This window comes from Pseudomonas sp. 24 E 13, from assembly GCF_900004715.1.
In the GTDB taxonomy this organism is placed as follows: Bacteria; Pseudomonadota; Gammaproteobacteria; order Pseudomonadales; family Pseudomonadaceae; genus Aquipseudomonas; species Aquipseudomonas orientalis_A.
On the sequence record NZ_CVTO01000093.1, the window covers coordinates 56,348 to 67,727 of the forward strand.

General features: G+C 61.2%; 13 protein-coding genes. 12 read left to right on the top strand and 1 reads right to left on the bottom strand.

The window, feature by feature from the left end; translation table 11 throughout:
- Positions 1–239: 239 nt before the first annotated feature.
- The gene (locus BFP90_RS06335) at positions 240–932 is read right to left on the bottom strand and encodes an alpha/beta family hydrolase (protein ID WP_065896268.1); all 693 of its coding nucleotides are present in this window, start codon (positions 930–932) and stop codon (positions 240–242) included.
- A 79-nt stretch (positions 933–1,011) separates the two neighbouring features.
- Here BFP90_RS06335 and ccoN (BFP90_RS06340) point away from each other — a divergent pair, with 79 nt between their 5' ends.
- The 12 genes from ccoN (BFP90_RS06340) to BFP90_RS06390 all read left to right on the top strand — a co-directional run.
- On the top strand, positions 1,012–2,436 hold the full coding sequence (gene ccoN / locus BFP90_RS06340; RefSeq protein WP_065894412.1) for a cytochrome-c oxidase, cbb3-type subunit I: 1,425 nt from the start codon (positions 1,012–1,014) through the stop codon (positions 2,434–2,436).
- 10 nt (positions 2,437–2,446) lie between these two features.
- On the top strand, positions 2,447–3,055 hold the full coding sequence (gene ccoO, locus BFP90_RS06345) for a cytochrome-c oxidase, cbb3-type subunit II (RefSeq protein WP_065896269.1): 609 nt from the start codon (positions 2,447–2,449) through the stop codon (positions 3,053–3,055).
- Between the two features lie 3 nt (positions 3,056–3,058).
- Entirely contained in the window at positions 3,059–3,259 is a 201-nt protein-coding gene (locus tag BFP90_RS06350; RefSeq protein ID WP_065894413.1) for a cbb3-type cytochrome oxidase subunit 3, read from the top strand.
- Positions 3,256–4,164: a cytochrome-c oxidase, cbb3-type subunit III gene (ccoP, locus tag BFP90_RS06355; RefSeq protein ID WP_065896270.1), complete on the top strand. Its 909-nt coding sequence runs from the start codon at positions 3,256–3,258 to the stop codon at positions 4,162–4,164. Before BFP90_RS06350 ends, ccoP (BFP90_RS06355) begins: the two co-directional genes overlap by 4 nt.
- Positions 4,165–4,585: 421 nt before the next feature.
- On the top strand, positions 4,586–6,028 hold the full coding sequence (ccoN, locus tag BFP90_RS06360) for a cytochrome-c oxidase, cbb3-type subunit I (protein WP_065887893.1): 1,443 nt from the start codon (positions 4,586–4,588) through the stop codon (positions 6,026–6,028).
- Positions 6,028–6,636, top strand: coding sequence for a cytochrome-c oxidase, cbb3-type subunit II (ccoO, locus tag BFP90_RS06365; RefSeq protein ID WP_025854274.1), 609 nt, complete (start codon positions 6,028–6,030; stop codon positions 6,634–6,636). The genes ccoN (BFP90_RS06360) and ccoO (BFP90_RS06365) overlap by 1 nt, the downstream gene beginning before the upstream one ends.
- 5 nt (positions 6,637–6,641) lie before the next feature.
- Positions 6,642–6,827: a CcoQ/FixQ family Cbb3-type cytochrome c oxidase assembly chaperone gene (locus tag BFP90_RS06370; RefSeq protein WP_003193169.1), complete on the top strand. Its 186-nt coding sequence runs from the start codon at positions 6,642–6,644 to the stop codon at positions 6,825–6,827.
- Entirely contained in the window at positions 6,824–7,801 is a 978-nt protein-coding gene (gene ccoP / locus BFP90_RS06375) for a cytochrome-c oxidase, cbb3-type subunit III (protein ID WP_065894417.1), read from the top strand. The genes BFP90_RS06370 and ccoP (BFP90_RS06375) overlap by 4 nt, the downstream gene beginning before the upstream one ends.
- A 115-nt stretch (positions 7,802–7,916) precedes the next feature.
- Positions 7,917–8,075 carry a hypothetical protein gene (locus BFP90_RS28760; RefSeq protein WP_158254507.1) on the top strand — a complete coding sequence of 53 codons (159 nt, stop codon included), beginning with the start codon at positions 7,917–7,919 and terminating at the stop codon, positions 8,073–8,075.
- A 338-nt stretch (positions 8,076–8,413) separates the two neighbouring features.
- Positions 8,414–9,817, top strand: a complete 1,404-nt coding sequence (gene ccoG, locus BFP90_RS06380) for a cytochrome c oxidase accessory protein CcoG (protein WP_065896271.1) — start codon at positions 8,414–8,416, stop codon at positions 9,815–9,817.
- Positions 9,818–9,832: 15 nt separating this feature from the next.
- Complete coding sequence (locus tag BFP90_RS06385; RefSeq protein ID WP_065894421.1) at positions 9,833–10,372, top strand: FixH family protein; 540 nt, start codon at positions 9,833–9,835, stop codon at positions 10,370–10,372.
- Positions 10,373–10,484: 112 nt separating this feature from the next.
- The coding region (locus BFP90_RS06390) for a heavy metal translocating P-type ATPase metal-binding domain-containing protein (RefSeq protein WP_141688934.1) at positions 10,485–11,380 on the top strand (896 nt) is incomplete at its 3' end.

The window sequence follows — 11,380 nt, forward strand, 5'->3', positions numbered from 1 at the left end:
CAAAAGTGAGCCGCCGTCAGGGCGGAACCCTAAGTGGCCGTTACCGCAGAAACGGATATGTACTCGATCTAATCCAACATCCCGGCCAGCCCCGAGGCCGCCATCGGGGGCAAGTCGAATCGTCGCACCGCCCCTCCCACATTTGGACCTCGGAACGTCAGGTAGATACGCGTTAGCTCCCTCACCAGAAGTGCGGTGTCGCACCAAAACTGTGTAGATACCTATGCCCCGATAGGTCCCTAACAGGCACCCACAAACTCAGCCACGCGCACCGCAGCCGCCTCCAGATGCTGCTCATGGGTTAACCCCGACGCCTTCAGCGGCTTCAAGTCATGATCCCCCGCCACCAACCACATCACCTCGATGCTCGGCGACAACGCATACCCCTCCACCGCCGCCCGATTACCCAATGCATCCCGCTCGCCCTGCACAATCAGCGTCGGCGTCGTAAGCCCTGCCAAATGCTCGACCCTCGGTTTCTCAGGCTTGCCCACCGCATAGAACGGATACCCCAGGCACACCAACCCAGCGGCGCCCAGCTCATCGGCCAATAGACTGGCCATGCGCCCGCCCATGGATTTACCGCCAATCGCCAGTTTCCCAGCGACATGACGTCGCACCTGCGCATACACCTCGCGCCAGGCTTCCAACAGTTTCGGCGCCGGATTCGGCGGGCGCTTGCCGCCGTCCAATCGACGTTGCGCCATGTAGGGAAATTCGAAGCGCAATACGTTGACGCCATGCCCGGCAAGGCGCGCAGCCATGTCGTTCATGAAGGCCGAGTCCATCGGCGCACCGGCGCCGTGGGCCAGGATCAACGTGACAGGCTGGCCCGAGCGGGTGCCCGTGGCGACATCCCACAGCCAGCCGCGTTCACGCACACAGTGCGCCCATTGATCCCCGTCAATACTGGCCTTGTGCTCTTTGCCCATGCTTGCCTCGCTTTTTAGTCTGCCTATAACTCCAGCCCAAGTGCCGCATCTGCTTGGGTTGAACCGTGGATGGGGAACCATGAACACTACTTTAAGTACCGCCTATAACTACAAGGTGGTCCGCCAATTCGCCATTATGACGGTGGTGTGGGGCATCGTCGGCATGGGGCTCGGGGTTTTTCTCGCGGCCCAATTGGTTTGGCCTGCGCTCAACTTCGATTTGCCCTGGACCAGCTTCGGTCGCCTGCGCCCGCTGCACACCAACGCGGTCATCTTCGCCTTCGGCGGCTGCGCGCTGTTCGCCAGCTCCTTCTACTCGGTGCAGCGCACCTGCCAGACAACGCTGTTCGCGCCGAAAATCGCCGCGTTCTGCTTCTGGGGCTGGCAACTGGTCATCCTGCTGGCTGCAATCACCTTGCCGCTGGGCTACACCAGTTCCAAGGAATACGCCGAGCTGGAATGGCCGATCGACATCCTGATCACCATCGTCTGGGTCGCCTATGCCATCGTGTTCTTCGGCACGGTCATGAAGCGCAACACCAAACACATCTACGTCGGTAACTGGTTTTTTGGCGCGTTCATCATCACCGTGGCCATTCTGCATATCGTCAACAACCTGGAAATCCCGGTCAGCCTGACCAAGTCCTACTCGCTGTACGGCGGTGCGACGGATGCCATGGTGCAGTGGTGGTACGGCCATAACGCTGTAGGCTTTTTCCTCACCGCAGGCTTTCTCGGGATGATGTACTACTTCGTGCCCAAGCAGGCCGAACGCCCGGTGTATTCCTATCGCTTGTCCATCGTGCACTTCTGGGCGCTGATCACCCTGTATATCTGGGCCGGCCCCCACCACCTGCACTACACCGCGCTGCCGGATTGGGCGCAGTCGCTGGGCATGGTGATGTCGCTGGTGCTGCTGGCCCCGAGCTGGGGCGGCATGATCAACGGCATGATGACGCTGTCCGGCGCCTGGCATAAGTTGCGCAGCGACCCGATCCTGCGCTTTCTCGTGGTGTCCCTGGCGTTCTACGGCATGTCGACCTTCGAAGGCCCGATGATGGCGATCAAGACCGTCAACGCCCTCTCCCACTACACCGACTGGACCATCGGCCACGTACACGCCGGGGCACTGGGTTGGGTGGCGATGATTTCCATCGGCGCGCTGTACCACATGATCCCGAAAGTCTTCGGTCGCGAGCAGATGTACAGCGTCGGCCTGATCAACGCGCATTTCTGGCTGGCCACCATCGGCACCGTGCTCTACATCGCCTCGATGTGGGTCAACGGCATCGCCCAGGGCCTGATGTGGCGTGCGGTCAACGAAGACGGCACCTTGACCTACTCCTTCGTCGAAACCCTGGTGGCCAGTCACCCTGGCTTCATCGTGCGACTGGTGGGCGGCGCGGTGTTCCTCAGCGGCATGTTGCTGATGGCTTACAACACCTGGCGCACCGTGCGTTCGGTGCAGCCTGTCGAAGCCGTCCCTGTCGCGCAGCTGGCCTGAGGAGTCTGTGATGAAACACGAAACGATTGAAAAGAACGTCGGCCTGCTGATGCTGCTGATGGTGCTCGCCGTGAGCATCGGTGGCCTGACCCAGATCGTCCCGCTGTTCTTCCAGGACGTGACCAACAAGCCGGTCGAAGGCATGAAGCCCTACACCGCGTTGCAACTGGAAGGCCGCGACATCTACATCCGCGAAGGTTGTGTGCAGTGTCACTCGCAGATGATCCGCCCGTTCCGCGCCGAGACCGAGCGCTACGGTCACTATTCGGTGGCCGGCGAAAGCGTGTGGGATCACCCCTTCCTGTGGGGTTCCAAGCGCACCGGCCCGGACCTGGCCCGCGTCGGCGCGCGCTACTCGGACGACTGGCACCGCGCGCACCTGTACAACCCGCGCAACGTGGTGCCGGAGTCGAAAATGCCGGCTTATCCGTGGCTGGTCACCGCCGCCGTCGACAGCAGCCACACCGAGACCAAGTTGAACGTGATGCGCACCCTCGGCGTGCCCTACACCGACGACGACATCGCGGGCGCGGTCGCCAGCCTCAAGGGCAAGACCGAAATGGACGCGCTGGTTTCCTACCTGCAAGTGCTCGGCACTGCCATCAAGAGCAAGAGGTGAGCCATGGGATTTGAATTCGATGCGGGCACTATCCGCGGCCTCGGCACGCTGGTGGTAGCCATCGCCTTTATCGGCCTGTCGCTGTGGGTGTTCAACAACCGGCGCAACGCGGAGTTCGAGCAGGCGCGCCTGCTGCCGTTCGCTGATGAGCCTTCTCCACACAATGCTCAAGAAGAGCCTGCAACAAGGAGCAACCAGCCATGACCCTGTGGAGTACATGGATCTGCGTACTGACCCTGGGCAGCCTGATCGGCCTGACCTGGCTGCTGATCGGCACCCGCAAGGGCGAAACCAAAGGCAGCGTCGACCAGACCATGGGCCACGCCTTCGATGGAATCGAGGAATACGACAACCCGCTGCCCCAGTGGTGGTTCATGTTGTTCGCCGGCACCCTGGTGTTCGCCGTCGGCTACCTGATCCTCTACCCGGGCCTGGGCAACTGGAAAGGCGTACTGCCGGGCTATGAAGACGGCTGGACGTCGGCCAAGGAGTGGGACAAGGAAATGGCCAGGGCCGACACCAAGTTCGGGCCGATCTTCGCCAAATTCGCGGCCATGCCCGTGGAAGAAGTGGCCAAAGACCCGCAAGCCTTGAAGATGGGCGGTCGCCTGTTCGCGTCCAACTGCGCGGTGTGCCACGGCTCGGATGCCAAGGGCGCGTATGGCTTCCCGAATCTTGCGGACAACAACTGGCGCTGGGGCGGTTCGGCCGAAGCGATCAAGGCCACCATCATGAACGGTCGCCACGCGGCGATGCCGGCCTGGGGCGAAGTGCTGGGCGAGGATGGGGTGAAAAATGTCGCCGCCTATGTGCGTCACGACCTGGCCAAGTTGCCCTTGCCGGCGGACAACAACGCCGATTTGGCCGCCGGCCAAGCCGCATTCAGCACCACGTGCGTCGCCTGCCACGGCCCGCAAGGCCACGGCGTGGAAGCCATGGGCGCGCCAAACCTGACCGAGCCAGGCGGCTTTATCTACGGCACCAGCCTGGCGCAATTGCAGCAGACCATCCGCCACGGCCGTCAGGGCCAGATGCCGGCGCAGGAAGTGCTGCAGGGCAATGACAAGGTGCATTTGCTTGCCGCTTACGTGTACAGCCTGACCCATTAGCACTGGTAGGAGCGAGCTTGCTCGCGAAGAACGTCAACACAACGCGATAGACCAGACTGACCGCGTGACCGTTGACGTTTTTCGCGAGCAAGCTCGCTCCTACCGTGTTGCGACATTCGCGACCAAGTGTCACACCCCTTCAAAACCCAACTGTCCCCTCCTCGCTTTCGGGTCTACGCTTGTTCCTGCAGTGGGCCAATCCTGGCGTACGCGACGGTAGCCGTTGCGCCCTCGAAAATTCCTGTCCACTCGATCAGCTTTAGATTTCTGACTTTGTCCTTACACAAAACAGGGAAAGTGCGCAGAATCTGGCGTGGAACGCCTTGATACAGGTCAGTCATTGCGTTGCAATGGCCCCCCGCTTTCTACATACTTGCGGCCGATTTTACCTATAAAAATACTTAAACCGTGGAACCTTAGAATGAGCACAGCAATCAGTCCGACTGCTTATAACTATAAGGTGGTTCGCCAGTTCGCCATCATGACGGTGGTCTGGGGAATTCTTGGCATGGGGCTCGGGGTGTTCATCGCCTCGCAACTGGTCTGGCCGCAATTGAATTTCGACCTGCCCTGGACGACCTTCGGCCGCCTGCGCCCGCTGCACACCAACCTGGTGATCTTCGCCTTCGGTGGCTGTGCCTTGTTTGCCACCTCCTATTACGTGGTGCAGCGCACCTGCCAGACGCGCTTGATCTCCGATGGCCTCGCCGCCTTCACCTTCTGGGGCTGGCAGGCGGTCATCGTCGGCGCCATCATCAGCCTGCCCCTGGGCTACACCACCACCAAGGAATACGCCGAGCTGGAATGGCCGATCGCCATTTTGCTCGCCATCGTGTGGGTGACCTATGCCGTGGTGTTCTTCGGCACCATCGTCAAGCGCAAGACCAAGCACATCTATGTCGGCAACTGGTTCTACGGGGCGTTCATCCTGGTCACGGCGATGCTGCATATCGTCAACCACGCGTCCTTGCCGGTGAGCCTGTTCAAGTCCTATTCGGCCTACTCCGGCGCGACGGATGCGATGATTCAATGGTGGTACGGGCATAACGCCGTCGGCTTTTTCCTGACCACCGGGTTCCTTGGAATGATGTATTACTTCGTGCCGAAACAGGCCGAACGCCCCATCTACTCGTATCGCCTGTCCATCGTGCATTTCTGGGCGCTGATCACCCTGTATATCTGGGCAGGTCCGCACCACCTGCACTACACCGCGTTGCCGGATTGGGCACAGTCCCTGGGCATGGCGATGTCAATCATCCTGCTGGCGCCGAGCTGGGGCGGCATGATCAACGGCATGATGACCCTCTCGGGCGCCTGGCATAAGCTGCGCACCGACCCAATCCTGCGCTTTCTGGTGGTGTCCCTGGCGTTCTACGGCATGTCGACCTTCGAAGGGCCGATGATGGCGATCAAGACCGTCAACTCGCTGTCCCACTACACCGACTGGACCATTGGCCACGTACACGCCGGGGCACTCGGCTGGGTGGCGATGATTTCCATCGGCGCGCTGTATCACATGATCCCCAAGCTGTTCGGCCGCGCGCAGATGCACAGCGTCGGGCTGATCAACACGCACTTCTGGCTGGCCACCATCGGCACCGTGCTCTACATCGCCTCGATGTGGGTCAACGGCATCACCCAGGGCCTGATGTGGCGTGCGATCAATGATGACGGCACCCTCACGTATTCCTTCGTCGAAGCGCTGCAAGCCAGCCACCCGGGCTATATCGTCCGCGCCCTGGGCGGTGCGTTCTTTGCCGCCGGCATGCTGTTCATGGCCTACAACGTCTGGCGCACCGTGCGTGCCTCCGACCCGGCGCAAGCTGAAGCCGCCGCCAAGATCGCCGTTGTGGGAGCCCACTGATGAAGCATGAAGTCGTCGAGAAGAATATCGGCCTGCTGGCCTTCTTCATGGTCATCGCCGTGAGCATCGGTGGCCTGACCCAGATCGTCCCGCTGTTTTTCCAGGACGTGACCAACAAGCCGGTCGAAGGCATGAAGCCGCGCACCGCCCTCGAACTGGAAGGCCGCGACGTCTACATCGCCAACGGCTGCGTGGGCTGCCACTCGCAGATGATTCGCCCGTTCCGCGCCGAAACCGAACGCTACGGCCACTACTCGGTGGCCGGTGAAAGCGTGTGGGACCATCCGTTCCTGTGGGGCTCCAAGCGTACAGGCCCGGACCTGGCCCGTGTCGGCGGGCGTTACTCCGATGACTGGCAGCGTGCGCACCTGTACAACCCGCGCAACGTGGTGCCCGAGTCGAAAATGCCGGCGTACCCGTTCCTGGTGGAAAACAAGCTCGACGGCAAGGACACCGCGAAGAAGATGGAAGTCTTGCGCACCCTGGGCGTGCCCTACACCGACGAAGACATCGCCGGTGCGGCCGCAGCCGTAAAGGGCAAGACCGAAATGGACGCATTGGTGGCCTACCTGCAAGGCCTTGGCACCCTCATCAAAAGCAAACGGTGACTGGCATGGATATCGGCATGATTCGTGGCCTGGGCACCGTTGTGGTGATGGTGGCCTTTATCGGCCTGGCGCTGTGGGTGTTCAGCCCACGGCGCAAATCGGAATTCGACGACGCGACCATGCTGCCCTTTGCAGATGATCCCGAAGCCATCAAGCACGTCGAGCAAGCGTCTAGGAGTAACAAAGAATGACTACGTTCTGGAGCCTGTACGTCACAGTCCTCAGTCTGGGTACCATCTTCGCCCTGACCTGGCTGCTGCTGTCGACCCGCAAGGGCCAGCGCGCCGAGCAGACGGACGAGACCGTCGGCCACTCGTTCGACGGTATCGAGGAATACGACAACCCGCTGCCCAAATGGTGGTTCATGCTGTTTGTCGGCACCATCATCTTTGCCCTCGGTTACCTTGCGCTGTACCCCGGCCTGGGCAACTGGAAAGGCCTGCTGCCGGGCTACAACTACCTCGACAACGACAAGCAAACCCCGTTTGCCAACGGCCAGACCGGCTGGACCGGCGTGCACGAATGGGAAAAGGAAATGGCCAGGTCGGAGGCCAAGTTCGGGCCGATTTTCGCCAAATTCGCCTCGATGCCGATTGAAGAAGTCGCCAAGGACCCGCAAGCCCTGAAGATGGGCGGTCGGCTGTTTGCCTCCAACTGCTCGGTGTGCCACGGTTCCGACGCCAAGGGCGCCTACGGTTTCCCCAACCTCACCGACGCCGACTGGCGCTGGGGCGGCGACCCGGCAACCATCAAGCAAACCATCATGCAAGGCCGCCACGCGGTCATGCCAGGCTGGGCTGAAGTGATCGGCGAACAAGGCGTGGCGGACGTAGCGGCCTTCGTGGTGACCAACCTCGACGGCCGCAAACTGCCGGAAGGCGCCAAGGCCGACGTGGCCAACGGCGAGAAACTCTTCGCCGCCAACTGCGTGGCCTGCCACGGCCCGGCGGGTAAAGGCACGCCCGCCATGGGCGCGCCGGACCTGACGCACCCGGGTGCGTTCATCTACGGCTCAAGCTTCGCCCAGTTGCAGCAGACCATCCGCTACGGTCGCCAGGGCCAGATGCCGGCGCAGGAGCAACTGCAGGGCAATGACAAGGTGCACTTGCTGGCGGCGTATGTGTACAGCTTGTCCCACGGGGACAAGAAGGCTGAAGAGCAGTAAGTCCTCGAACACAAAAAGCCCCGCTCAGCGAAAACTGACGGGGCTTTGTTGTTTATTGCTACGACAAGCGACAGGCGTTGAGTTTGAAGGCGACTTTTTCAATCGAGACTGATGCATGAACGAAGACAACGTCATACTCCAGCAAAGTAATCAGGAAGAAGTAAACGAAGCGGGTGCTGCAAATATTGCCGACATGCTGCAAATGCCTGATGACAACATCGAATTCACCCCTGAGCGTGCAACCATTATTGCCAGGCAGCAGTTCGATCAGTGACTCACTTAAGCGGCCCCCATTCTGAAAATACCAAAGATCAAATGTGGGAGCCGGGCTTGCCCGCGACACATTCGACCTGTTTTGTCATGAAGACCGGGTCTCTTGAGTGAACGGTTTCAGGGGCTGCCCGCCCAACACAACAGCAAAAACCGTCCATACTCAACAAGTCAATTGATCCAGGTCACTTACACCATCAATTGATTTGCCCCAACGCGACCAAAGGTCGCACCCTTTGCGCACCGTCGGGGGCGTATCATCAGGCCACTGCAACACCCCCAATTTGACCGCGGTTGGCACGTACTGGCCGAGGCAAATCTCCACCGCCGTGGGATGCAATGATGAGCGACCAGATACCGGTACACGACGTTACCCCGCCTGCCAAAAGCGTCGACCTCTACGCTTCGCGAGAGAAGATTTATACCCGCGCCTTCACTGGCCTGTTCCGCAATCTGCGCATGCTCGGCGGTGCCGCACTGTTCCTGCTCTACTTCGGCACCGTGTGGCTGAACTGGGGCGGTCACCAGGCGGTGTGGTGGAACCTGCCGGAGCGTAAGTTCTTCATTTTTGGCGCCACCTTCTGGCCCCAGGATTTCATCCTGCTGTCGGGCATCCTTATCGTCGCGGCGTTCGGCCTGTTCTTTATCACCGTGTACGCCGGACGCGTGTGGTGCGGTTACACCTGCCCGCAAAGCGTGTGGACGTGGATCTTCATGTGGTGCGAAAAGGTCACCGAGGGCGACCGCAACCAGCGCATCAAGCTCGACAAGGCGCCCATGGGCGCCGGCAAATTCCTGCGCAAGTTCAGCAAGCACACGCTGTGGCTGCTGATCGGTTTTGTCACCGGTATGACCTTTGTCGGCTACTTCTCGCCGATCCGCGAACTGGTATTGGACTTCTTCACCGGCCAGGCCGACGGCTGGTCGTACTTCTGGGTGGGCTTCTTCACCCTCGCCACCTACGGCAACGCCGGCTGGATGCGCGAACAGGTGTGCATTTACATGTGCCCGTATGCGCGTTTCCAGAGCGTGATGTTCGACAAGGACACGCTGATCGTGTCCTACGACCCACGCCGTGGCGAAGTGCGCGGTCCGCGCAAGAAGGGGGTCGACTACAAGGCCCAGGGCCTGGGCGATTGCATCGACTGCACGATGTGCGTGCAAGTGTGCCCCACCGGTATCGACATCCGCGACGGCCTGCAGATCGAGTGCATCGGCTGCGCCGCCTGTATCGACGCGTGCGACACGATCATGGACAAGATGGACTACCCGCGCGGCCTGATCAGCTACACCACCGAGCACAATCTGTCCGGGCAGAAAACCCATAAATTGCGTCCGCGCCTGATCGGTTACGCCCTGGTGTTGCTGGCGATGATCAGCCTGCTGGTGGCCGCCTTCTTCATGCGTTCGCTGGTGGGCTTCGACGTGAGCAAGGACCGGGTGCTATACCGCGAAAACGCCGAAGGCCGCATCGAGAACGTCTACAGCCTGAAGATCATGAACAAGGACCAGCGCGACCACACCTACGTACTCGACGCCGCCGGCCTGCCCGACCTCAAGCTGCAAGGCCGACGCGAAATCAAGGTGGCCGCCGGCGACATCGTCAGCATGCCGGTGGAATTGTCGAGCGCCCCCGAGCAATTGCCGTCGAGCACCAACGAAGTGACGTTCATCCTCGAGGATGCCGACGACACCAGCGTTCACATTGAAGCCAAGAGCCGATTCATCGGCCCACAAGTTCGTTAGACAGGGAATACAAGAATGCCCGCAGCCACTGCCGCAAGCCCTTGGTACAAGCACCTCTGGCCCTGGATCATCATCGGCATCCTTGCCTGCTCGGTGACCCTGACCCTGTCCATGGTGACCATCGCGGTGAATAACCCGGACAACCTGGTCAACGACAATTATTACGAGGCCGGCAAAGGCATCAACCGCTCCCTGGACCGCGAACGCCTGGCCCAGACCCTCCAGTTGCGCGGCAAGCTGCACCTGGACGAACTGACCGGTGAAGTCGAACTGCGCCTGACCGGCTACAGCAACCCGAACACGCTGGAACTGAACCTGATTTCCCCGACCCAGCCAGAGAAGGATCGCAAAATCAACCTGACCCGCAGCGACAGCGAGCCCGGCCGCTACATCGGCCAAGTCACCGACAAGGTCGACGGCCGCCGTTTCGTGGAATTGCTCGGCGTGGAAGGCGACAAGACCTGGCGTCTGTTCGAAGAAGAAGAGGTCAGCCACGACCAGGACTTGCTGCTCGGAGACGAACCGTTGCAAGGTGCCGAAGACCTGAAAAAGTAAAAGATCGCGCTTCGCGCATCGCGGGCAAGCCCACTCCCACATTGGAACGCGTACCCCTGTGGGAGTGGGCTTGCCCGCGATGAGGCCCTTCCAGCCACCAAAGATCCCGACCATGACCACCCCCTGCTACCACTGCGCCCTGCCCGTCCCCGCCGGCAGCCGGTTCACCACCGACATCCTCGGCGAGCGTCGCGAGCTTTGCTGCCCGGGGTGCCAGGCGGTGGCCGAGGCGATTGTGGCGGGCGGGCTGGAAAGCTACTACCGGCACCGCAGCGAAGCCTCGGCCAACCCCGAGGCCTTGCCGGTGCAACTGCTCGATGAATTGACGCTGTACGACCGCGCCGACGTGCAAAAGCCATTCGTGCGCCACGCAGGCGAACTCGCTGAAATCACCCTGCTCATGGAAGGCATCAGTTGCGCGGCCTGTGGCTGGTTGATCGAGAAACACCTGCGCGGCCTGCCCGCCGTGGCCGAGGCACGGCTGAACCTGTCCAACCACCGCCTGCATGTGCGCTGGGCCGACGGGCAGTTACCGTTGAGCCAAGTGCTCAGTGAACTGCGCCATATCGGTTATGCCGCCCATCCCTATCAAGCGGACCGTGCCGCCGAACAACTGGCCGGCGAGAATCGCCTGGCCCTGCGCCAGTTGGGTGTTGCCGGGCTGCTGTGGTTCCAGGCCATGATGGCGACCATGGCCACCTGGCCGGAATTCAATATCGACCTCAGCCCCGAACTGCATGTAATCCTGCGCTGGGTTGCGATGTTTCTGACAACTCCCATCGTGTTCTACAGCTGCGCACCGTTTTTCAAAGGCGCGCTGCGCGATCTGCGCACGCGTCACCTGACCATGGACGTGTCGGTGTCCCTGGCCATTGGCGGGGCTTATCTGGCGGGGATCTGGACGGCGATCACCGGCGTGGGTGAGCTGTACTTCGACGCGGTCGGCATGTTCGCGCTGTTCCTGCTGGCCGGACGCTACCTGGAACGGCGTGCCCGCGAGCGCACCGC